Annotated in this window: 18 protein-coding genes; 9 read left to right on the top strand and 9 right to left on the bottom strand. The window is 71.8% G+C overall.

The genetic code is table 11. The features are described from left to right. Positions 1-65 precede the first annotated feature (65 nt). Positions 66-3,794, top strand: a complete 3,729-nt coding sequence (locus ACIBD9_RS19065; protein WP_396719303.1) for a S8 family serine peptidase — start codon at positions 66-68, stop codon at positions 3,792-3,794. An 89-nt stretch (positions 3,795-3,883) separates the two neighbouring features. Here the strand turns inward: ACIBD9_RS19065 and ACIBD9_RS19060 are convergent, their stop codons facing one another. After that, on the bottom strand, positions 3,884-5,536 hold the full coding sequence (locus ACIBD9_RS19060) for an alpha-amylase family protein (RefSeq protein WP_396719482.1): 1,653 nt from the start codon (positions 5,534-5,536) through the stop codon (positions 3,884-3,886). Positions 5,537-5,593: 57 nt separating this feature from the next. Between ACIBD9_RS19060 and ACIBD9_RS19055 the strand changes: the two genes are divergently transcribed. Both ACIBD9_RS19055 and ACIBD9_RS19050 read left to right on the top strand, forming a co-directional pair. Continuing rightward, the gene (locus ACIBD9_RS19055) at positions 5,594-6,208 is read left to right on the top strand and encodes a DUF1349 domain-containing protein (protein ID WP_396719301.1); all 615 of its coding nucleotides are present in this window, start codon (positions 5,594-5,596) and stop codon (positions 6,206-6,208) included. A 69-nt stretch (positions 6,209-6,277) separates the two neighbouring features. After that, on the top strand, positions 6,278-6,949 hold the full coding sequence (locus ACIBD9_RS19050) for a DedA family protein (protein WP_396719299.1): 672 nt from the start codon (positions 6,278-6,280) through the stop codon (positions 6,947-6,949). Between the two features lie 51 nt (positions 6,950-7,000). Here the strand turns inward: ACIBD9_RS19050 and ACIBD9_RS19045 are convergent, their stop codons facing one another. The 3 genes from ACIBD9_RS19045 to ACIBD9_RS19035 all read right to left on the bottom strand — a co-directional run bounded on the left by ACIBD9_RS19045 (position 7,001) and on the right by ACIBD9_RS19035 (position 9,595). Next, positions 7,001-8,386: a chitinase gene (locus tag ACIBD9_RS19045; RefSeq protein ID WP_396719298.1), complete on the bottom strand. Its 1,386-nt coding sequence runs from the start codon at positions 8,384-8,386 to the stop codon at positions 7,001-7,003. Positions 8,387-8,449: 63 nt separating this feature from the next. Then, positions 8,450-9,199, bottom strand: a complete 750-nt coding sequence (locus ACIBD9_RS19040) for a YidC/Oxa1 family membrane protein insertase (RefSeq protein ID WP_396719296.1) — start codon at positions 9,197-9,199, stop codon at positions 8,450-8,452. Positions 9,200-9,301: 102 nt separating this feature from the next. Further along, on the bottom strand, positions 9,302-9,595 hold the full coding sequence (locus tag ACIBD9_RS19035; protein ID WP_396719294.1) for a DUF6412 domain-containing protein: 294 nt from the start codon (positions 9,593-9,595) through the stop codon (positions 9,302-9,304). A gap of 156 nt (positions 9,596-9,751) precedes the next feature. On the opposite strand from ACIBD9_RS19035, the gene ACIBD9_RS19030 reads away from it, so the two are divergent. The 3 genes from ACIBD9_RS19030 to ACIBD9_RS19020 all read left to right on the top strand — a co-directional run bounded on the left by ACIBD9_RS19030 (position 9,752) and on the right by ACIBD9_RS19020 (position 13,338). Then, positions 9,752-10,894, top strand: coding sequence for a glutamate--cysteine ligase (locus tag ACIBD9_RS19030; protein WP_396719292.1), 1,143 nt, complete (start codon positions 9,752-9,754; stop codon positions 10,892-10,894). A gap of 23 nt (positions 10,895-10,917) precedes the next feature. Beyond that, a complete protein-coding gene (locus ACIBD9_RS19025) occupies positions 10,918-12,297 on the top strand; it encodes an FAD-dependent oxidoreductase (protein ID WP_396719290.1) in 1,380 nt (459 codons plus the stop codon). A 72-nt stretch (positions 12,298-12,369) separates the two neighbouring features. Beyond that, positions 12,370-13,338 carry a LacI family DNA-binding transcriptional regulator gene (locus ACIBD9_RS19020; protein WP_396719480.1) on the top strand — a complete coding sequence of 323 codons (969 nt, stop codon included), beginning with the start codon at positions 12,370-12,372 and terminating at the stop codon, positions 13,336-13,338. Between the two features lie 102 nt (positions 13,339-13,440). Here the strand turns inward: ACIBD9_RS19020 and ACIBD9_RS19015 are convergent, their stop codons facing one another. The 4 genes from ACIBD9_RS19015 to ACIBD9_RS19000 all read right to left on the bottom strand — a co-directional run bounded on the left by ACIBD9_RS19015 (position 13,441) and on the right by ACIBD9_RS19000 (position 17,165). Continuing rightward, positions 13,441-14,394, bottom strand: a complete 954-nt coding sequence (locus ACIBD9_RS19015) for a carbohydrate kinase (protein ID WP_396719288.1) — start codon at positions 14,392-14,394, stop codon at positions 13,441-13,443. Further along, positions 14,391-15,656, bottom strand: a complete 1,266-nt coding sequence (locus ACIBD9_RS19010; RefSeq protein ID WP_396719286.1) for an AGE family epimerase/isomerase — start codon at positions 15,654-15,656, stop codon at positions 14,391-14,393. Before ACIBD9_RS19010 ends, ACIBD9_RS19015 begins: the two co-directional genes overlap by 4 nt. A 235-nt stretch (positions 15,657-15,891) precedes the next feature. After that, positions 15,892-16,317, bottom strand: coding sequence for a nucleoside deaminase (locus ACIBD9_RS19005; protein ID WP_396719284.1), 426 nt, complete (start codon positions 16,315-16,317; stop codon positions 15,892-15,894). Then, the gene (locus ACIBD9_RS19000) at positions 16,314-17,165 is read right to left on the bottom strand and encodes an LLM class flavin-dependent oxidoreductase (RefSeq protein WP_396719282.1); all 852 of its coding nucleotides are present in this window, start codon (positions 17,163-17,165) and stop codon (positions 16,314-16,316) included. Before ACIBD9_RS19000 ends, ACIBD9_RS19005 begins: the two co-directional genes overlap by 4 nt. A 93-nt stretch (positions 17,166-17,258) precedes the next feature. Between ACIBD9_RS19000 and ACIBD9_RS18995 the strand changes: the two genes are divergently transcribed. Both ACIBD9_RS18995 and ACIBD9_RS18990 read left to right on the top strand, forming a co-directional pair. After that, positions 17,259-17,717, top strand: coding sequence for an Lrp/AsnC family transcriptional regulator (locus ACIBD9_RS18995; RefSeq protein ID WP_387168734.1), 459 nt, complete (start codon positions 17,259-17,261; stop codon positions 17,715-17,717). Positions 17,718-17,736: 19 nt separating this feature from the next. Then, positions 17,737-18,618 (top strand): aminoglycoside phosphotransferase family protein, encoded by an 882-nt coding sequence (locus ACIBD9_RS18990; RefSeq protein ID WP_396719281.1) that lies wholly within the window; start codon positions 17,737-17,739, stop codon positions 18,616-18,618. Between the two features lie 160 nt (positions 18,619-18,778). On the opposite strand, the gene ACIBD9_RS18985 is transcribed toward ACIBD9_RS18990, so the two are convergent. Next, the gene (locus tag ACIBD9_RS18985; protein ID WP_396719279.1) at positions 18,779-19,588 is read right to left on the bottom strand and encodes an Fpg/Nei family DNA glycosylase; all 810 of its coding nucleotides are present in this window, start codon (positions 19,586-19,588) and stop codon (positions 18,779-18,781) included. Between the two features lie 345 nt (positions 19,589-19,933). Between ACIBD9_RS18985 and ACIBD9_RS18980 the strand changes: the two genes are divergently transcribed. Continuing rightward, the gene (locus tag ACIBD9_RS18980; protein ID WP_396719277.1) at positions 19,934-20,833 is read left to right on the top strand and encodes a thrombospondin; all 900 of its coding nucleotides are present in this window, start codon (positions 19,934-19,936) and stop codon (positions 20,831-20,833) included. Positions 20,834-21,016: the final 183 nt, after the last annotated feature.

The raw sequence follows: 21,016 nt of genomic DNA, 5'->3' as shown, positions 1-21,016 counted from the left end.
GCGCGTAGCGTCGCGATCGCTGTCACCTGCCAGCGAACAGACGACGAGGTAAGGAACGACATCACGTGACGTTCTCGCGTACCCGTGGAGCCTGGCTCGCCGCCGTGGTCTCCGCGGCCCTCGCGGCGACCGGTGGATCACCCGCCCTGGCCGCCGCCCCCGGAGCCCCGGCCGATCCCGGCGCCACCCCCGCCCCCGCGACCAGCCTGCCCACCCCACCCGGCACCCACTCGGTCACCCTGATCACCGGTGACAGGGTCACCACCCGCCAGAGCGCCAACGGCGGCACCCTCGACGTACGGGGTCCAGACGGCGCCTCGACGCCGGTACGGGTGGTCGAGGCCGGCGACGACCTGTACGTCTACCCGCAGTCGGTGCTGCCCTACGTGGCCGCGAACACCCTGGACAAGCGGCTGTTCAACGTCACCCGGTTGATCGCCGACGGGTATGACGACGAGCGGGTGGACCACCTTCCGCTGATCGTGTCGTACGACGCCGGGGCAGCCGGCCTGCGGGCCGGCGCCGCACCCACCGGTGCGACCCGCACCCGTACGTTGAGCAGCATCTCGGGTGCCGCGCTGAGCGAGGATCGCGACAAGGCCGACGAGTTCTGGGCCGCGATCACGGCCGCCTCCACCGCGAAGGCGACCGCGGCGACCGGCGACAAGGGACGCTTCTCCGGCGGGATCGCCAAGGTCTGGCTGGACGGGCGGGTACACGCCGACCTTGCCGACACCACGGCGCAGATCGGCGCTCCCGCGGTCTGGGCCGGCGGCGACACCGGCACGGGCGTGCGGGTTGCCGTGCTGGACACCGGCATCGACGCTGCCCACCCGGACCTGACCAACCGGATCAGCGCGTCCGCCGTGTTCGTGCCGGGCGAGGAGATCACCGACCGGGTCGGGCACGGCACCCACGTCGCCTCCACCATCGCCGGCACCGGCGCCGCCTCCGATGGCCGCGAGAAGGGTGTCGCCCCCGACGCCCGGCTCGCCGTCGGCAAGGTGCTCAGCGACGACGGCTACGGAATGGACTCCTGGATCCTCGCTGGCATGGAGTGGGCGGCCCGGGAGGCCGACGCCAGCGTCGTCAACATGAGCCTGGGCTCCAACCAGCCCAGCGACGGAACCGACCCATTGAGCCAGGCGGTCAACACGCTCAGTGCGGAGACCGGCGCCCTGTTCGTCATCTCCGCCGGCAACGCCGGCCTGCCGGGCAGCGTGAGTGCCCCGGGCGCGGCGGACGCGGCGTTGACCGTCGGCGCGGTCGACGGCGGCGACGAGCTCGCCTTGTTCTCCAGCCAGGGCCCCCGGATCAGCGACGAGGCCATCAAGCCCGAGCTGACCGCGCCCGGCGTCGGGGTGCTCGCGGCCCGCTCCCAGTACGCGCCCGGCGAGGGCTCGTACCAGACCATGGACGGCACCTCGATGGCCGCGCCGCACGTGGCCGGCGCTGCCGCCCTGCTCGCCGCGAAGCACCCGGACTGGACGGGCCAGCAGCTCAAGGACGCCCTGGTCAGCACGACCAAGGCCACCGGGCAGTACGACGCCTTCCAGGCCGGCACCGGCCGGGTCGACGTGGCCGCGGCGGTCCGCGCGCCGGTCATCGCCACCGGCACCGTCTCCACCAGCGTGGGCAAGGACACCGCGAAGGCCACGCACCCGGTGACGTACACGAACACCACGGGTCAGCCGATCACGCTGGGTCTGTCGGTGGACGCGCCGAGCGCGCCGGCCGGGCTGTTCACGCTGTCCGCGGCGCAGCTGACCGTGCCGGCGAACGGCACCGCCACTGTCACGTTGACCACGGACACCACCCGGGCCAGCGCCGGCAGCCGGTACACCGGTCAGGTCGTCGCGGCGGGGCCGGACCGGGCCGTGCTGGCCCGCACCGCCATCGGGCTTGGCACGTTCACTCCGTACCACCGCCTTCGCCTGGAGATGACCGACCGGGCCGGCAAGCCCGCCAGCGGCATCATCGAGCTGGGCCAGCCGGGCAGTTACGACATCAGCTTCGTCGAGACCGACCCGGACGGCACGGCGCAGCTCTACCTGCCTGAGGGCGTCTACTCGGCGATGAGCTTCCTGAACGTCACCGGCAGCCACGGCCCGAACTCACTCGGCCTGGCGCTGCTCGGTAACCCCGACATCGACCTGCGCACGGACGCCACGGTTCGGCTGGACGGAAAGGCGGCCCGCCGGGTCGAGTCGTCGGTGCCGCAGCAGACGGCCGACACCTTCACCCGGCTGGACTACTACCGGTCCCAGGGCGAGGGCCGCTGGCGCTCGTTCATCGCCGGTGGCGTGTTCTTCGACAGCTTCTGGGCGCAGCCCACCAGCAGGGACGTGCGACACGGCGACTTCTACCTCGGTGCCCGCTGGCGCAAGGAGCAGCCGGTGCTGACCGTCGGCACGTCGACTGTTAACTTCGACGACGTGGTGCGCCAGCAGGGCACCACCCAGTTGCCGAAGGGCAGGTGGACCCTGCCGACGGTCTTCGCCGGCAACGGTGCGGCGAGTGACTACACCGGGCTGAAGGCCCGGGGCGCGGTGGCCGTGGTCCGGCGCAACTGGGAGGTCAGCGACTCCGAGCAGGCAGCCGCGGCGACCGCCGCCGGGGCGAAGATGATGCTGGTGGTCAACGACTTCCCGTGGCGCGAGGTACGCGACTACTCGATCGACTTCTTCACACCCACCCCGATCGAGGTGGCGATGCTCAGCACCGACGAGGGCGAGGCGTTGATCCAGCAGATCCAGCGCGGGTCCACCACGGTCGAGGTGGTCTCGCAGCCGGTGGCCGACTACGTGTACGACCTGGTCCAGGCGTACCACAACCGGATTCCGCGCGACCTGAGCCGGGTCGAGACCCCGAAGACGCTGGCCCGCATCGACGTCGGCTTCAATATCCCGATGCCGCAGACCCGGGGTGGCGAGTTCCGGTACGACTGGCCGTCGTACAACAACTGGGGCATCGGCCAGACCAGCAACCGGCCACTCGCCGCGGTCCGTACCGACTGGGTGTCCACCGGCGACCTGTACACGTGGGGTCAGGAGGCGTACCTCGACTCCGCGACATACCAGATCGACCCCCGGACCAGCTTCCGCGCTGGCGGCAGGAGCACCGAGCAGTTCTTCGAGCCGATCGAACGGCCGCACCTGAACAACAACTTCAAGCTGCCGACCCGCTCCGGCGACGCGCTCAACCTCGACGTGCCCGGTTGGGGCGGTGCCGACCACGTCGGCATGGCGATGAGCGCCGCGGGGCAGACCAACAAGCTCTACCAGGGCCGGACGTTGCTCGGCGAGAGCACCAGCACGTGGATCAGCGGCACCGCGCCGAGCGCGGGTGACCTGCCGTACCGGTTGGTGGTGGGGACCACCCAGGACCCGACCGTCGGCCGGTACTCCACCAGCACCAGCACCGAGTGGACGTTCCGGTCGAAGGCGCCGGCCGCCGGGGTGGAGTCGAGCGTGCTACCGCTGCTCCAGCTCGACTACGGCGTCGACACCGACGCCGCCGGCACCACGAAGGCCCGGACCGACCTGACCATCTCCGCCGCGCATCTGCCCGGCGCCACCGGTTGCGGCAGCATCCGGCCGGTCAGCCTGGAGATCTCGTACGACGATGGCGCGCACTGGCACCAGCAGACGCTGGGCCGTGCGAAGGACGGCTCCTGGACGGCGAAGCTGCAGGCACCGAAGGGGGCGACGTTCGTCTCCCTGCGGGCCGGCGCCACTGACGGCTCCGGCAACTCGGTCAAGCAGACCGTCATCCGCGCCTTCGGCGTTCGCTGATCGGCACACCGCGATGAGGGCGTGACATCGTCCGGTGGGGCACGCAAAGGGGGACCGCGACGCCGAGCGGCGCGGTCCCCCGGGTCAGCTCAGAACGCGCGGCCCCGGCAGAGCCGGATCCAGCGGTAGCCGTGGCCGGAGACCTTCACCGCGCCGAGCTTGCCCAACTCCCCGTAGCCACGGTCGGCGAGCACGTCGATCGGCTGGTCGGCCTCCGGTTCGAGGCTGCTGAGGTCCACCTCGACGTCCTCGGTGCCCAGGTTGTGCACGAAGACCATCGTCCCGGTCGGCCCGTCGGCCCGGTGCGCGAGCACGCCGGCCGGCATCGCCACGTCGATGTGGGTCGTCGAGCCGGAGCCGACTTCCGGGGCTTCCCGCAGCGTACGGATCATGCGCTCGAACCAGGCGAGCAGCGACTTGGGGTCACTCCGCTGGGCGGTGACGTTGACGTTCTGGTAGCCGAACTCACCCTTGTCGATCACCGGGCGGACCAGCTTCTCCGGGTCCGCCGTGGAGAAGCCGGCATTCGGCTGGTACGACCACTGCATCGGGGTACGGATCGCGTCCCGACCCCGCAGTGACAGGTCCTCGCCCATCCCGATCTCCTCGCCGTAGCGCAGCACCGGCGTGCCACGCATGGAGAACTGGAGGGCGTACGCCAGCTCGACGCGCCGCCGGTCGTTGCCGAGCATCGGGGCGAGCCGCCGCCGGATGCCCCGGTCGTAGATGCGCATGTTCTCGTCCGGGCCGAACTGCGCGTACACCTGGTTGCGCTGTTCGGTCGTCAGCCGGGACAGGTCGATCTCGTCGTGGTTGCGCAGGAAGGTGGCCCACTGCCCACCGACCGGCAGCTTCGGGGTGTCGCGGAGCGCCTCGATCAGCGACTCCGGATCCTCCCGGGCCAGGGCGAGCATGAGTCGACCGTTGAGCATGAAGTCGAAGAGCATGTGGATCCGGTTGCCGGAACCACTGGCGTCGCCGAAGAACGTCGGTAGCTGGTCCGGCTCGACGTTCGCCTCGGCCAGCAGGACGGCGTCGCCGCGGCGCCACTGGACGTGCTGGCGCATCTCGGTGAGGAACTCGAAGTCCTTCGGGGAGTTCGGGTTGCCCGGCTCGGTCAGCTCGATGATGAACGGCACCGCGTCCATCCGGAAACCGGAGACGCCGAGCTGGAGCCAGAACGACATGATCTTCTTGATCTCGGCCCGGACCTGCGGGTTGGCGAAGTTGAGGTCCGGCTGGAACTTGTAGAACCGGTGGTAGAACCACGCCTTGGCGGTCCGGTCGTAACTCCAGGTTTCGTCCTGCTCGCCGGGGAAGACCATGCCCTGGTGCCGGTCGTCCGGTTCGGTGTCGGACCAGACGTACCAGTCCCGGTACGGCGAGTCCGGCGAGGAACGCGCGGACTGGAACCACGGGTGCTCGTCGGAGGTGTGGTTGACCACCAGGTCGATGATCACGCGGATGCCCCGGTTCTGCGCCTGGTGCAGCAGCTCGGCGAAGTCGCCCAGGGTGCCGAAGCGCGGGTCCACGTTGTAGAAGTCGGTGGCGTCGTAGCCGTCGTCGCGGTTGGGCGACGGGTGGATCGGGTGCAGCCACAGGCAGGTCACCCCGAGCCGGGCCAGGTAGTCCAGCCTCCCGATCAGCCCACGGATGTCACCGACCCCGTCGCCGTCGGAGTCGGCGTACGTGTCGATGTCGAGGCAGTAGACGACGGCTTCGGAATACCAACGGTCACCCATGCCGAAGGAACATCTCCGTTCGATCACCGCGGCAAACCCTTGGTTATCGTGCCTGTCATGGGAAACGACCTCGTACCGCCGAGCGAACTGTTGGACTGGTCCCGGGGCACCTGGCTGCACCCGCCGGTGCGCGTCGAGGAGGGCCCGGCCGGCGAGCTGGTCGTCGAGCCGGCGGCGGACAGCGACTTCTGGCGGCGGACCAGCTACCGCTTCGTCCACGACAACGGCCCGGCCCTGCTGGCACCGCTGCCGGTGGGCACCGCCATGGAGGTGAGCTTCCGGCTCGACTTCTCGGCGCAGTTCGACCAGGCCGGTGTGTACGTCCGCGTCGACGAGCGGACCTGGACCAAGGCCGGGGTCGAGATCAGCGACGGCGAGGTGCAGCTCGGCGCGGTGGTGACCCGGGAGTTCTCCGACTGGTCGGTGGGACCGGTGCCGGAGTGGGCGGGCCGGGAGGTGACCGTCCGGGTCAGCCGGGCCGGCGACGCGCTGACCGTCCGCGCCCGGGTCGACGACGAGCCGTGGCGACTGGTCCGGCTCGCCCCACTGGACCCGGCGGCCGACGCCGTCGCCGGCCCGTTCTGCTGCGCCCCGTCCCGCGCCGGTCTGACGGTGGTGTTCACCGGCTGGCGGCAGGGGCCGGCGGACACCGCGCTGCACCCGGAGCACTGAGCGCGGGTGTAGGCCGGGCCCCGGTGGGTATGACCCTCCGATCCCCGACTGCCGACCGGAAGGACGACCATGGCGTACGCCCAGGCTGGCGACCCGTCCGAGTTCACCGGGTTGACCGGTTGGGTGGCCACGGTGATCGAGGCGATGGGCCCGGTCGGCGTGGCGCTGCTGGTGGCACTGGAGAGCATCGTTCCGCCGATCCCCAGCGAGGTCGTGCTGGCGCTCGCCGGTTTCCTGGCCCACGAGGGCAAGTTCAACGTCTTCGTCGTGGTGCTGGCCGCGACCGTCGGCTCGCTGGTCGGCGCGTTGGTGCTCTACTGGCTGGGCGCGGCGCTCGGCGAGGAACGGCTCAAGCGCTGGCTGGACCACATCCCGTTGGTGGACAGCGACGACCTGGAGAAGGCCGACAAGTGGTTCGAGCGGCACGGCCGGTGGGCGGTGCTGATCGGCCGGGTGGTGCCGGTGGTCCGCAGTCTGGTCTCCGTTCCGGCCGGGGCCAACCGGATGCCGCTGGGCGAGTTCATCCTGCTCACCACCATCGGCAGCGGGGTGTGGAACGGTCTCATCGTCGGGGCCGGCTACGCGCTCGGCAACCAGTGGCAGGACGTGGCCCGCTACAGCGACTGGTTCAACTACGCGATCGTCGCGGTCTTCGTCGTCATGGTGGTCAGCTGGGTGATCCGTAAGGTCCGCAAGCGTCGGCGGCGCGACGACCGGCGGTCGGTGACCGCCGGTCGCTGATCCGCGTTACCGCCCACCGCCGGCGCCCTGGACGGACGCCGGCGGGCACGGTCAGGGCAGGGTGTCCAGGTGCGGGCCCACGGTGTTGGCGAAGCCGTTGCCGTTGCTGACGTCCCAGTTCACCGACCAGGTCATCGCGCCACGGATGCCGGGGTAGGTGCGCGGCGGGCGGAAGCTGCCGCAGTTGGTGCCCCGGGCCAGGCAGTCCAGGGCGGCGTTGACCACGCTGGGCGCGACGATGCCGCCACCGGCCGCCCCCGCTCCGGCGGGCAGGCCGAGGCCGACCTGGTCGGGGCGGAGCCCGGCCTCCAGTTGGATGCAGGCCAACGCGACGATGAAGTTCACCGTGCCCTGGCCGTACGCGGCGTTCTGGTCGCAGCCGAGCATCGCGCCCGAGTTGTAGTACTGGGTGTTGACGACGGTGAGGATGTCCCTGATGTCGAGCGCCAGCTTGAAGTAGCCGCCGGCCGGGTTCTGCATGTCGATGGTCTGCGGCGCCATCGCGATGATGAGTCCCGATCCGACCTTGGCCCGCAGCGCGCGCAGCGCCTGCGCCATGTACGTCGGGTTGAGCCCGTTCTCCAGGTCGATGTCGATCCCGTCGAAGCCGTACCGGGCGATCAGCGCGGCGGCCGTGTCGGCGAACGCGGTGGCCGAGGCGGCGTTGTTCACGGTGACCCGGCCGGTCTCGCCGCCGACGGAGAGGATGACCCGCTTGCCCCGGCTGTGCAGGGTGCGGACGTCGGCGGTGAAGTCCGCGTCGGTGTAGCCGCCGAGCGCGGCGGCCAGTCCGGGGTCGACGCCGAAGGTGAGCGCGCCGGGGGTCGCGGTGGCCTCGGCGAAGGCGACCGCCACCAGGTCGTACTCGGCGGAGACGTCGCGTAGCCGCAGCTCGACGGCGGGGTTGTCGAAGTTGTGCCAGTACCCGGTGAGCAGGTGCTTCGGCAGCCCACCGGTGGGCGGGTCGGTCGGCGGTGGGGTGGTCGGTGGTGGCGTGGTGGGTGGCGGCGTGGTGGGTGGCGGCGTGGTGGGCGGGGTGCCGCCGCCGCAGGACGCGCCGTTGAGCTGACAGCCGCTCGGCGAGCCGGAGCCGTTGGCCAGGAAGCCGAACGAGACCGACGCGCCCGGGGCGATGGTGCCGTTCCAGGACCGGTTGGTGAAGGTGTGCCGCTGCCCGGCTGAGCTGAGCAACGCGTCCCAGTAGCTGCCGAGGGTGGTGCCGGACGGCAGGTCGAAGGCGAGGCTCCAGCCGTTGATGGTCGAGCTGCCGCCGTTGGTGATGGTGTACTTCCCCTCCCAGCCGGAGCCCCACTCGGCGGTCTTGGCGAAGCTGGCGGTGGCTCCGGCGGCGTACGCGGGCAGCGCCACCCAGGCCGCGCCGAGTGTCGCCACGAGGGCGGCGACGAGGGACAGGACAAGGGATCTGGAGCGTTTCATGCGACCCTCCGGGCCCGCACGGGCATTTATGGACGTCAACGTTGCCGCTAATTATTAAGACAGTTAACTGTTTCTGTCCAGAGGGTGCGACGCCTGCGGGCGGCGGAGCACCGCCTGCTCGAGGGCCGACCACACGCTCGTGGTCACCAGGTAGATCACCGCGGCGAGCGGCAGCACCAGCGCCACCAGCACCGTCGTGAACGGCAGCAGGGGCAGCAGCCGGCCGAGCGTGGCCGCCCCCGGCCCCTCGGTCGGCGTACCGGCCACCGTGCCCACCGCCACCGACGCCCGGCGGGCCCGGCGCGACGACCACCAGGCCACCGCCAGCAACACCACCAGCAGTACGCCGAACAGCGGGCCGGCCGCACCGGCCAACCCGTCGCTGAGATGGTGTCCCAGCGGCACGCCGGCCAACCGCTCGTCCAGCAACCCGGTGCCGCCCTCACGGGTGGTGAACAACCGGTACAGGACCAGCAGGAACGGTGCCTGGAGGAGCAGCGGCAGGCAGCCGGCGATCGGGTTGGCGCCGGCCTCGCGGTACAACGTGAACACCTCGCGCTGAAGCGTCGCCGGGTCGTCGGCGTACCGCTGCTGGAGGTCACGCACCTGTGGGGCGAGCGCCGCGCGGCGCCGCTCGCCGCGGACCTGCGCGACGGTCAGCGGCGAGATCAGCAGGCGGACGGCGATGGTGAAGAGCACGATGGCGGCGGCGGTCGCCGCGCCGCCGGCCAGCGGTTCGAGCAGTTCGGTGAGCCAGGACAGCGCGCTGCCGGCAGCGCCGACAGCGTCGTGCAGAGGTGCGAAGGCAAGCATGGGAAACCCCTCGGTCCGATTCCGGTGAGGCCCTCCCCCGGGCGCGTCCGCTCGACAAGGGGGGGCCGGTGACGGCGGGATCGGCCGCGCCGCGGCGAGGCGCTACGCGGCCGAGGGGTGACCTGGAGCACGCGGACGAGGCCGACCGGCCGCATCCGGATCGATCTGGCGGGGCATTCGGCGACTCCGGGAGCGGGCCCGCAGGCCGGCCCAGCGCGGCCCGGCACCGGACGCGCCCGCCCGACCGTGCACCCGCGCCGCCAGCACCACCGCGAGCAGCACCAGAGCGGTCAACGCGGCGCCCGCGAGCAGGTCGACCGGTCGGCCCGCGAGCAGGGTGAGCTGGGCGAACGCGGACAACCACGCGACCCCGAGATAGCCCAGCAACACCGGCACGGGCTCAGCATAGGACCGGCTGTCACCTCACCCAGCCGAATCCGGCGGCCCGCCCCGAGTACGACGCGCTGCCGCCACGTTTCCGGGCATCGCCACGTTGGGTAACCAACGGCGGACCGACGCGGACGGACCGCGAACGGTAGGAACGGACGGGTGATGTCGATGACCGGTCAGGTGGCGGAGGCGCCCAGCGACATGGCTGCGGCGACCGGGTTGCTCACCGTGGGTGTCGAGGAGGAGTTCCTGCTCGTCGACCCGCACACCGGGGCCGCGGTTCCGGCCGTGGACCTGGTCATGGAGCAGGTGCCGGCCGAACTTCGCGGACAGGTGGAGCGGGAGTTCCAGACCAGTCAGATCGAGATCGGCAGCCCGCCCGGCCTGGAGCTCTCGTCGATCCGGCACTCCCTGGGCGTACTGCGTCGGGCGCTCTCCGACGCCGCCGAGCGGGCCGGCGTACGCCTGCTCGCCATCGGCACCGGCCCGGTGGACGGCCCGGTGCCACCGGTGGTGGACAAGCCCCGCTTCGACCGGATGATCGAGCGGTTCCGGCTGCTCGTTCCCGGCCCCGGCAACAACGGCATGCACGTGCACGTGGGGGTGCCCGACCCGGACACCGGCGTGCAGGTGCTCAACCACGTACGGCCGTGGCTGCCGATGCTGCATGCGGTGACAACCAACTCGCCGTTCTCCCGTGGCGAGGACACCGGCTACGCCAGTTGGCGCTCGGTGGAGTGGGAGCGCTGGCCGTCGGTGGCCCCGACGCCGTTCCTGGAGTCGCACGAGCACTACCAGCGGCTGATCCGTCAGTTGATCTCCAGCGGGGTGATGCTCGACGAGGGGATGCTCTACTGGTACGCCCGCCTGTCGGCGAAGTACCCGACGGTGGAGCTGCGGATCGGCGACGTCTGCCCGTCGGTGGACGACGCGGTGCTGGTCGCCGCGCTGGTCCGGGCACTGGTGGCCACCGCCATGGCGGATGTGGAGGCCAACCGGCCGGCGTTGCAGACCGACCACCACCTGCTGGTCGGGGCGCACTGGCGGGCCGCCCACGACGGCCTGGAAGGCGAGGCCGTCGACGTCACCAACGGTGAGCTGCGACCGGCCTGGGAGCTGTTGGACCGGTTCGTGGAACGGATGCGGCCGGCGCTGGAGCAGCACGGCGACTGGGCCGAGGTGACCGACCTGCTGGGTGGGTTGCGCCGGCACGGCAGCGGCGCGGCGCGGCAGCGCGCGGTGTTCGAGCGCACCGGCCGACTCACCGACGTGGTGCAGGACGTCGCACGGCAGACCCGCGGCTGATCATTGCGTGACAGGATGGACCCGTGGCGCAACGGCTGATCGTCATCGGCGGGGACGCCGCCGGAATGTCGGCGGCGTCCCAGGCCCGACGCCGCCGCGACCGTGACGACCTGGAGATCGTGGTCTTCGAGCGGGGCCACTTCACCTCCTACTCGGCGTGCGGCATCCCGTACTGGATCAGTGGTCTGGTGCCCGGCCCCGAGGCGTTGATCGCCCGCGACCCGGAGACGTTCCGCACGCAGTACGCGATGGACGTACGGATGCGCCACGAGGTCACCACCATCGACCCGGACCGCCGCGAGGTGGTGGCCCGGGACCTGGAGGGCGGCGGCGAGGTCCGCGAGCGCTTCGACGACCTGGTGTACGCCACCGGCGCGGTTCCGGTGAAACCGCCGTGGGCGGACACCGACGCGGGCGGCGTGTTCGGCATGCAGACCCTCGACGACGGCGCGGCGCTGCGCGACTGGCTGGACGCCGACCCGCAGCCGCGCCGGGCCGTGGTGGTCGGCGGCGGCTACATCGGCGTCGAGATCGCCGAGGCCCTGATCCAACGCGGCCTCTCGGTGACCCTGGTCGAGGCGGGCGACCAGCCCATGGCGACGGTGGACGGCGACATGGGCGAGCTGGTGGCCGACGCCATGCGCGGCCTGGGCATCACGATCCGGACCGGCCTGCCGGTGACCGGCCTGGAGCAGCGGGACGGCCGGGTGTCCGCGGTGGTCACGGCCGAGGGGCCGATGCCGACCGACGTCGTGGTCCTGGGCCTCGGCGTACGCCCCAACACCGCGCTCGCGGAGGCGGCCGGGCTGCCCTGCGGGCCTACCGGTGCGATCCGGGTGGACCGGCGGATGCGGGTGCCCGGGTTCTCCGGGGTCTGGGCGGCCGGTGACTGCGTGGAGACCCTGCACCGGGTCAGCGGGTTGCCGGTGCACGTGCCACTGGGCACGCACGCCAACAAGCAGGGCCGGGTCGCGGGGATCAACATCGGCGGCGGGTACGCCACGTTCGCCGGGGTGATCGGCACGGCGGTGACCAAGGTCTGCGACCTGGAGGTGGGCCGGACGGGCCTGCGCGAGGGCGAGGCCAGGGCTGCCGGCTTCGACTTCGTCTCGGTGATCGCCGAGTCGACCAACCGGGCCGGCTACTACCCCGGTTCCCGACCGATGACCGTGAAGCTGATCGCCGAGCGTCCCAGCGGCCGGCTGCTGGGGGCGCAGATCGTCGGTTGGTCCGAGGCCGCCAAACGGATCGACGCGCTGGCCGTGGCTCTGTGGAACGGCATGACGGTGGACGATATGACGTCACTGGACCTGGGCTACGCTCCGCCGTACGCGCCGGTGTGGGACCCGGTGCTCATCGCCGCCCGAAAAGCGGTCGACGCGCTCGCCGCGCTCGACCGCTGACCCGCGCCCGCCGTGGAGGACCACCCCGTGACCCAGACCCCGACCCGGCCGACCGTGCGTCGGCGCCCGACGATGGTCGACGTGGCCCGGCGCGCCGACGTCAGCCTGAAGACGGTCTCCCGGGTGGTCAACGACGAGCCGGTGGGGCAGGAGTTGGTCAGCCGGGTGCTGGCCGCCATCGCCGAGCTGGGCTTCCGGCGTAACGACATCGCTCGTAACCTGCGCTCGCGGCAGCTCAACGCCACCGTCGGGCTGCTGATCGAGGAAATCGCCAACCCGTTCTACGCGACCATCGCCAGCGTCGCCGCCGAGATCGCTGCCGCCCACGGCACCATGCTGATCACCGCGTCGTCCGAGGAGGACCCGGAGCGGGAACGCGCCCTGCTCCAGGACTTCACCCAGCGCCGCGTCGACGGTCTGCTGGTGGTGCCGGCGGGCTTGGACCACTCGTTCCTGCGTCGTGAGGTCGAGCTGGGCATGCCTGTGGTGTTCCTGGACCGGCCGCCGCAGGGGCTGCACGCCGACGCCGTGCTGTTGGACAACCGGGGTGGCAGTCAGGCCGGGGTGAGCGCGCTGCTCGACGAGGGGCACCGGCGGGTGGGGCTGCTGCTCGGTGCGCCCAGCGTGCCCACGATGCGGGAGCGGCTGGCCGGGGCACGGGCGGCGCTGGACGCCGCCGGGGTGGAGCCGGACGAGTCGCTGGTCCGCGAGCGGCTCATCGCTCCCGAGGAGGCCGGGCGGGCGGTCGCCGCGCTGCTCGACCTCCCGGATCCGCCCACCGCGTTCTTCTGTGCCAACAACCGGCTCACTGTCGGTGCGCTCCAGGAACTGCACCGGCGGGGCAGCGACGCCGCGCTGGTCGGCTTCGACGACTTCGAACTGGCCCACCTGATGCCCCGACCACTGACCGTCGTCGCATACGACACGAGGGAGCTGGCAAGGGTCGCCACGGAGCGACTGTTCCAACGAGTAGCCGGCGACGACACCCCGCCCTCCACCACGGTCCTGCCCACCAGACTGCTCAAGCGCGGCCTCGCCTAGCCCCCTGGGTCGATCATGGACTTGTGGTGGGCGTTTGACTGCACTTCGCGGCATACGCGAGGCACCACAAGTCCATGATCGACCGGGTGAGGCGGGTGGTTCTTACGGGGTCAGGTTGAGTAGGGCTTCGACCTCGGCGCGGGTCGGTGGGTCGGCGCCTCGGTGGGCGCAGGTCAACGCGGCCACCGTGGCGGCCTGCCGGAGCACCTCCGCCCACTGCTGTGGGGTCACCGCGGCGAGCCGGTCGGCCGGCCGGTCACCGAGCGCGTCGAGGTCGGCCAGCGCGGCCAGCAGGCCACCGGTGAACGAGTCGCCTGCGCCGACGGTGTCGACCACGGTGGTGCGGACCGCCGGCTCCTCGTGCAGCGTGCCGTCGGGCGCGAGCAGCCAGGCGCCGTCCCCGCCCCGGGTCACCACGGCGCAGGACACCCCGGCCGCACGCCATTCGGTCATCACGTCGGCCACCGAACGCTCCGGGTAGAGCCAGGCCAGGTCCTCGTCGCTGGCCTTGACCAGGTGCGCGAGGCGTACCTGCCGGCGTACCCGCTCCTGCTCCGCCGCCCGGTCGGTGACGATGCTCGGCCGCAGGTTGAGGTCGATGGAGATGGTGAGCCCGTCCCGCTGCCGTTCGCCGGCGAGCAGACCCTCCAGCACCTCCGCGCCGGGTGCCAACGCGAGCGCGAGGGATCCGGTGTGCAGCGCGATCGCCGGTGACCCGGCCAGCTCGGGCAGCTCCTGCGGCGTCCACTGCCAGTCCGCCGCACCGGCCAACCGGAACTCGTAGCTGGCCTGCCCGGCGGCGTTCAACGTGGCCACCGCCACCGAGGTGGGCTCCTCGGCGCGGACCGCCCATCCCAGGTCCACCCGGTTGGCGCTCAGATGTTCGACGAGTTGCCGACCGTACTCGTCGCTGGCGAGCCGGGCCAGCAGTCGTACCGGCTGGTCGAGCCGGGCCAGGGTGACCGCGACGTTCGCCGGGGAGCCACCCGGCACGGCCCGCTGCCCCTCGGCGGTGACGACCAGGTCGATCAGCGCCTCACCCGCGACGACGATCACGCGGTCACCTCCCCGGGTGCGAGCGGGCCGGGGCCACCGAGCCCGTCGGCCGCGCGGGACAGCAGTACCGCCTGGTACGCGTGGTAGACGTCCGGTCGGCCGTGCCAGACCGTGTCGGCGGGCAGGTTCTGCGCGTCCAGCTCGTGCCGCCATCCGGTCTGGTCGATCAGACTGCGGCGGGCGTACGCCCAGAAGACCCGGTACCAGTCGAGGTAGACCCCGTCCCCGGTACGGCGGTGCAGGGTGATCGCCGCTCCGACGGCCTCGGCGAGAACCCAGTGCATCCGGGAGCGCACCACGGGCCGGTCGTCCCAGTCGATGGTGTAGACGAAGCCGTCGGCGCCGTCGACGGCCCAGCCGCGACGCACGGCGGCGGCGAAAAGGGCACGGGCGTCGGCGAGCAGCCAACGGGGTGGCTGCGGCAACACCGCCTCCAGTTCCAGCAGCAGCCGGGCCCACTCCAGCCAGTGCCCGATCGTGGAGCCGTATGGCCGGAACGGGTCGGCCGGCTGGTCCCGGTTGTAGTCGGGCAGCGGCGTCCAGTCGGTGGTGAAGTGCTCGGGCAGCCGCCAGTCGTGCCGGGCCGCCTCACCGTGAACGAGGTGGGTGGCGATCCGCAGGGCCCGGTCGGCCCAGCTCGCGTCGCCGGTGGCGGCGGCAGCGGCGAGAAACGCCTCGACCATGTGCATGCTGCTGTTGGCGCCCCGGTAGTCCTCGGTGACCGTCCAGTCCCGGTTCCACGACTCGCGGACCGCGCCGGCGTCGTCGTCCCAGAACCGGTCCCGCACGACGGCCAGTGCGTCGGCGAGCAACCGGTCCGCGCCGGGCCGGCCGGCGCGCGTGGCGCTGGCGGCGGCGAGCAGCACGAACGCGTGGTCGTAGCCGGCCTTGCGATCGTTGACGGGCTCCCCCTGCTGGTCCACCGCGCCGAACCAGCCGCCGTACCGGTCGTCGCGCAGCAGCGTGCTGAGCGCGGCAATCCCGTGGTCGACCAGGGCGGCGGCGTCCGGGTCGCCGTTGCGGTGGGCGAGGGCGGCCACGTGGGTCATCCGGCAGGTGATCCAGGTGTGGATCGGTTCGCCGCGATCCGGGGTGCGGTCGTCGGTCAACCACCAGAACCCGGCCTCGGGCCGGACCGAGCGGCGGGCGGTGTCGAGCAGCGTCCGGGTCTGGTCGACGAGGAACTCGTCCAGATCGGGCAGGTCTGGCGACCCCGCCGCAGCGGGGGTCGTCTCGGCGTCGGATCGGGGCACGTCGGTCATCTCAGCTGGTCACCGTCGGGTAGGAAAGGGACATACGGCCAGGATCGGCGGACGGACCGGGTCCGCGCCGCAAAACCGCCAACGGTACGCCACGAAGCGACTGGTCAGAGCCGACGCGCGGCGGGAGGCTTTCCTCCCTTTTGCCCGTTGACATCGTTGTCACTTCCCAACCCTGCTCTGGCAGCCGGCCGACTGTCAATTCCGGCTGCGTCACACCGCCCCGCGACAGCTCCGGTCAGTAGTAGTCGTCGATCGGCTGGCGCGCCTCGTCGAACAGCGCCGGACCCTCGTACCGGACCGGGGGCAGCGGCGGGGTGGCCGGCTTGACCTCCTCGAACTGCTCGCTGGACAGGGCGTACACCACCCGCCCGAGGCCGGACCGGTCGATCGCGGTCGCGCACATCGCGCAGGGCTGGCAACTCGTGAACATGGTGGTGCCGGCGGCCACCTCGGGAGAGAGTTCGCGCGCCGCCCAGCGGGCCAACTTCAACTCCGGGTGGGCGCTGATGTCCGCGTCAGAGACCACCGTGTTGTGATCCTCGATCAGGACGACGCCGCCGGCGTCGACAAGCAACGAGCCGAACGGCCGTTCGCCGGAAGCCCCCGCCCGCCTGGCGATCTCCACGGCGTGGCGGAGAAACTTCTCGTCGTCGGGGGTCATCGGTCCTCCTGGGATTTGTGGTGTGCGGCCACGGCCGCAAGGGTTCGCCAGGCGCGTTCGGGCTGGCGGATCTCGGTCAGGTCGCCGTTGAACGGGTCCAGCACCACCGTCTGCGCCCCAAGCGCACGAAGCTGGTCGAGATCGGCGAGGATCTGATCGGTGGTGCCGACCCCGGCGAGCCGGTCCGGGGCGGTGATCGGTGCTCGGGTCTCCTGGAGCGCGATCCGCGGCACCAACGCGGGCACCGGGCGACCGAGTCCGTCGGCGATGGTCGCCAGCCGTCCGACCGCCTCGGCCAGCCGTCCGGGCGTGACCCGCAGCGGGTGCCAGGCGTCACCGAGCAGTACCGCGCGGCGCATGCCGGCCTCGCTGTTGCCGCCGACCCAGATCGGGATCGGACCCGTGTCGTAGTCCTCGGTGTTCTGCCAGGCCGTACGCATGGTGTGCAGGTATTCGTCGGTCAGCGCGCCGCGCTGCCGGAACGGCACGCCGAGCGCCTCGAACTCCTGCCGGGCCCAGCCGACCCCGACGCCGAGGACGAGCCGGCCGCCGCTGAGCCGGTTGAGGTTCGCCGCCATCCGGGCGGTGAGCAGTGGGTGCCGGTACGGGACGATGAGCACCGTGGTGCCCAACCGGACCCGGGTGGTCACCCCGGCCAGCCAGGACAGCGTCGTGAACGGCTCGTAGAACGGCGCCGGATACTGCTCGGCCACGTCCGGGGTCACCGCGATGTGGTCGGAGACCATCAGCAGGTCGAAGCCGAGACCCTCCACCGTCTGCGCCCACTGCCGCAGCACGTCGGGGTCGGTACCCGGGGCGAAGTTCGGTACGTTCACGCCAATCTGCACCCGTTCACGCTAGCCACTGTGGAGCCGGTGTGGGAACCCAATGATCCCTGCCTGCGCGGCCATCTGCCGTTGATTCAGCGGTAGATTGATCCAATGGCCGAGAATCTTGACGATCTCGATTGGTCGATCCTGACCGAGTTGCAGGGCGACGGCCGTTTGCCGATCACCGAACTCAGCCGCCGGGTCAAGTTGAGCGCGTCGGCCACCACCGAACGGGTGAGACGGCTGGAGGCGACCGGTGTGATCAGCGGCTACCGCGCCGAGGTCGACCTGTCCAAGGCGGGCTTCGCGGTGCTGGCGGTGGTCCGGCTGAAATACCCCGGCAGCCGGCACGAACCGCTTCACCGACTACTGGACCGACGGCTGGAGATCCTGGAGTGCCTGCGCACCACCGGGGACGACTGTTACGTGCTCAAGGTGGCGGCCACGTCGATGGCGCACCTCGAACAGATCGTCAACGACCTCGCCGGGTTCGGCAGCACCACCACGAACGTGGTCTACAGCGCCACCCTCCCCTATCGCGGCCCGCGCCTGACGCCGCCCCGGTCGTGACGGCACCGTGGATGTCCGGATGGACCTACCCGAAGGGCTCGACTGGGTACGCGGGTCACCCGCCGGTCGCGCCTGGCTGACCGCACTCCCGACATGGCTGACGGAGTGCACCGAGCGGTGGTCGCTCCGACTCGGCCCACCCTTCCGGTACGCGTACGCCTCACTGGCGCTCCCCGCCGACCTGCCCGACGGCACGGCGGCGGTGCTGAAGCTCCAATACCCCGACGAGGAGAGCCGGCACGAGGCTGACGCGCTGGCCCACTGGGACGGCGACGGGGCGATCCGTCTGCTCGCCCACGACCCCGGGCGGCGCGCCCTGCTGGTGGAACGCTGTCAACCCGGCACTCCCCTGCACGATCTTCCGCCGGACCGGGCGCTGGACGCGATGATCGGATTGCTGCCCCGGCTCTGGCGACCGGCCGGCGCGCCGTTCGTCCCGCTGGCGCAGGAGGCCGCCGGCTGGATCGACCGGATGCCCCGGGCCTGGGAACGGGCCGGCCGGCCGTACGAGCGGCGGCTGCTCGACGCGGCGCTCGACCTGCTCGACGGCCTGGCGTCGAGTCAGGGCGAACAGGTGCTGCTCAACCAGGACCTGCACGCCGGCAACGTGCTCGCCGCCGACTCGCTCGCCGCCACCCGAGGGCCTTGGCTGGCGATCGACCCGAAGCCGCTGACCGGGGAGCGGGAGTTCTCGGTCGTGCCAATGGTGCGCGGCCCCGAGCTGGGCCACTCCCCGGCCGTCGTCCGGCACCGACTGGACCGGCTCAGCAGTGAGCTGGGGCTGGACCGGGAACGGGTTCGGGGTTGGACGATCGGACACACGCTGGCCTGGAGCGTCGCCGACGACACCGTCTTCCCCGAGAAGATCAACGTGGTCCGCTGGCTGCTCGACGCCAACTGAGTCCCGGCTCGGCGATCACGGGTGGTGGTGCCCGACCCAGCTCCGCGATCTTGCACTTTCTGTGCCGACCTAGGGCGCATATCCACCCGTGTCGACAACAGAGACTGCAAGATCGGCGCGGGGCGGGAGCCGGGGCGCGGGGCGGGGCGGGGCGGGCGGGTCAGCCGGCCTGGCAGGTACGGCACCAGTAGAGGTTGCGGCCGGCCAGCTCGCCGCGGCTGACCTCGGTGCCGCAGACGTGGCAGGGCGCTCCCGGGCGGCGGTAGACGTACACCTCGCCACCGTGCCGGTCCACCCGCGCCGGCCGGCCCATCGCCTCCGGCAGGTGAGCGTCGCGGACGGTGTCGATCCGCCCGTGCTCGACCGCGAACTGCATCAGCTCGACCAGGTCGGCCCAGAGCGCGTCCCAGCCGGTCCTGGTCAATTGTCGGCCCGGCATCCTGGGCGGCAGCCCTGCCCGGAACAGCGCCTCGGTCACGAAGATCAGGCCGGTGCCGGCCACCACCGACTGGTCCAGCAGCAGCGCGGCGAGCGGTGTGGGGCTGCGGGCGATCCGGGCGTACGCCCGCTCCGGGTCGGCGTCGCCGCGCAACGGATCGGGCCCGAGTCGGTCCCGCAGCGCGGCCACCTCAGGTGGGGTGAGCAGCTCACAGGCGGTGGGCCCGCGAAGGTCGAGCCAGTGCCTGTCGCTGGCCAGTCGCAGCCGCACCTGACCGACCGGCTCCGGCGGCTCCCCCGGCCCGTCGGTGAACTTGCCATACAACCCGAGGTGTACGTGCAGCGTCAGCTCGCCGGCGTAGTGGTGCAGCAGGTGCTTGCCGTACGCCTCGGTGCCCTCCAGCACGGTCCCGGAGAGCCGGGCGGCACCCTCGGCGAAACGACCCTGCGGGCTGGCGGCGTGCAGTTTGTCCCCGGCGAACAGCTCGGCGTGCCGGGCCGCCAGGCGATGGATCGTGTGTCCCTCTGGCACAGGTGCCAAGGATAGCCAGCCCCGCCCGGCCGGGCCGCGCACTGATCGACCCGGGTCCCCCGCCGCGCTGATCGACCGGATTCGCCGCCGCGTTGATCGACTTGGGTTTCAGGAAACCGGGGTGTCCACGTCGGCGGGACACCACGACTTCCAGGAAACCGAGTCGATCAACGGCCAGGGCCGGGCCGGGGCCATAACCGGAGTCGGGCCGGACCGACCGAGGCCGGTCTCGATGGCCGTACCCAGGATTGGTGTCAGGAAACGCCCAGGTGGGTATTCGAGGGGCGACACCGCGTGGGTGCCACCCTTTCCGTCGGCCACCACGCATTCATCAGGAGGTGTGTAGTGGTCAGGATTCCTTCGCTGTCCCGCCGGTCCGAGCCGGCACCGCGGGACGAGAACCTCGACGGCCGCGTGGACGGCCGCGACAACCCGGTCACCGAGACGGCCCAGTCCGACGACAGCGTCGGCCGCCCGGTGGTCACCGACCGGGACGCCGACCAGACGACGTACCGCAGTGCCGGCGCGACCGGCGGCCAGACCAGCGAGGCCGAGCGGCGCGCCAACGAGCGGGCGGCGGTCGCCCGAGCCGCCACCGCGCGACCGGCGGAGGCCGATCCCCGGCCCGGCACCGCCCGCCCAGTCGCACCCGAGCCCCTGAACGGCACGACCCGCCCCGTCGCACCGGAGCCCGTGAAGGGCACGACCCGCCCGGTCGCAGTAGACAAGGTGGAGACCGAATCCCGGCCCACCGTCGCCCCGGCCACGGCGCGCACCGCCGAGCGGGACGCCGACCTCGACAGCACCACCCGGCGGTCCGACACCACCGAACGCGTCACCACCGACCGGGCCACCACGGACCGCCCGGTCGACCCGACCCCGGGCGTGACCACGCCGGAGCCGCCGGTGACGCGTGGCCCGAAGCCGCGGGCCAGTCTGCTCGCCACCCTCGGCCTGATCGTCTCGGTCGCCGGTGCGATGTTCGTGCTGACCGGGACCCTTGCCGGGTACGGCATCGGGCTCGGCGCGTTCGGTGCGGTGCTCGCGGTGCTCGGCCTGATGGCCACCCGCCGCCGGCACGTCGCCGGCAAGACCGACGCGCTCTTCGGTGTGTTGATCGGGCTGGCCGCGGTCGTGATCGGGGTGCTCGCGATGACCGGTCAGTTCGACTGGCCGACCACCGACGGCGACTGGGTGCCGCGCTTCCGAGAGTGGCTTGACTCACAGTTTGTCGATCGTTTCTAGCGGGCACTGTTCCGCTCGCCGGTGATGCACCGGCGGAACAGCCGGCGGTTCGCCGGCAGCCCGATCAGTCCGGTGGTTCACCGGCCGGGCGACACCCTTTCAGGGGCGGCGGTTCGCCGCCCCTGAAGTGTTTCCGGGTTCTGGCGGTTTCTCGAACGGCCCGCTGGCCCGACCGGAACCCCC

The sequence above is a fragment of the Micromonospora sp. NPDC050784 genome, from assembly GCF_044456765.1.
In the GTDB taxonomy this organism is placed as follows: domain Bacteria; phylum Actinomycetota; class Actinomycetes; order Mycobacteriales; family Micromonosporaceae; genus Micromonospora; species Micromonospora foliorum.
Note: the sequence above shows the minus strand (reverse complement) of the source record. Positions and strands in the feature narration are given on the sequence as shown.

Excerpts from the sequence above, each read along its gene's own strand:
- ACIBD9_RS19060 (WP_396719482.1), bottom strand. The coding sequence starts at position 5,536 with ATGGGTGACCGTTGGTATTCCGAAGCCGTCGTCTACTGCCTCGACATC.
- ACIBD9_RS19055 (WP_396719301.1), top strand. The coding sequence starts at position 5,594 with ATGGGAAACGACCTCGTACCGCCGAGCGAACTGTTGGACTGGTCCCGG.
- ACIBD9_RS19050 (WP_396719299.1), top strand. The coding sequence starts at position 6,278 with ATGGCGTACGCCCAGGCTGGCGACCCGTCCGAGTTCACCGGGTTGACC.
- ACIBD9_RS19045 (WP_396719298.1), bottom strand. The coding sequence starts at position 8,386 with ATGAAACGCTCCAGATCCCTTGTCCTGTCCCTCGTCGCCGCCCTCGTG.
- ACIBD9_RS19040 (WP_396719296.1), bottom strand. The coding sequence starts at position 9,199 with ATGCTTGCCTTCGCACCTCTGCACGACGCTGTCGGCGCTGCCGGCAGC.
- ACIBD9_RS19030 (WP_396719292.1), top strand. The coding sequence starts at position 9,752 with ATGTCGATGACCGGTCAGGTGGCGGAGGCGCCCAGCGACATGGCTGCG.
- ACIBD9_RS19020 (WP_396719480.1), top strand. The coding sequence starts at position 12,370 with ATGGTCGACGTGGCCCGGCGCGCCGACGTCAGCCTGAAGACGGTCTCC.
- ACIBD9_RS19010 (WP_396719286.1), bottom strand. The coding sequence starts at position 15,656 with ATGACCGACGTGCCCCGATCCGACGCCGAGACGACCCCCGCTGCGGCG.
- ACIBD9_RS19005 (WP_396719284.1), bottom strand. The coding sequence starts at position 16,317 with ATGACCCCCGACGACGAGAAGTTTCTCCGCCACGCCGTGGAGATCGCC.
- ACIBD9_RS18995 (WP_387168734.1), top strand. The coding sequence starts at position 17,259 with ATGGCCGAGAATCTTGACGATCTCGATTGGTCGATCCTGACCGAGTTG.
- ACIBD9_RS18990 (WP_396719281.1), top strand. The coding sequence starts at position 17,737 with ATGGACCTACCCGAAGGGCTCGACTGGGTACGCGGGTCACCCGCCGGT.